Here is a 345-nt window from a genome sequence, read left to right as displayed (position 1 = left end):
CCCCTACGGGATACCATTGGGTCGTTAGCTCAGTTGGTAGAGCAGTTGACTTTTAATCAATTGGTCGCAGGTTCGAATCCTGCACGACCCACCATTTCCTTCCACGGAAATCAAAACAATGTGGGCGATTAGCTCAGTTGGGAGAGCACCTGCCTTACAAGCAGGGGGTCACTGGTTCGAGCCCGGTATCGCCCACCATTCTCTAAGTATTTTTGGAATAAAACGTCCAAACCAGAACAAGCAATTGATACTGGTTGGTATTTTTGACTCTGAAAGTCTTTAGAAAATGTAACTTCCTTGTGAAGCAACATAGCTCTTTAACAATTTGGAAAGCTGACAAAACAA

2 tRNA genes are annotated in these 345 nt (G+C 44.3%); both read left to right on the top strand.

Annotated elements, in window-relative coordinates:
* Nucleotides 1–18 precede the first annotated feature (18 nt).
* Nucleotides 19–94 (top strand) — tRNA-Lys (locus IQP38_RS22620).
* A 28-nt stretch (nt 95–122) separates the two neighbouring features.
* Nucleotides 123–198 (top strand) — tRNA-Val (locus IQP38_RS22615).
* The last annotated feature ends 147 nt before the right edge of the window (nt 199–345 follow it).

Origin of the sequence: Vibrio sp. OPT41 (assembly GCF_015163595.1) — a bacterium.
Lineage (GTDB): Bacteria > Pseudomonadota > Gammaproteobacteria > Enterobacterales > Vibrionaceae > Vibrio > Vibrio alginolyticus.
Note: the sequence above shows the minus strand (reverse complement) of the source record. Positions and strands in the feature narration are given on the sequence as shown.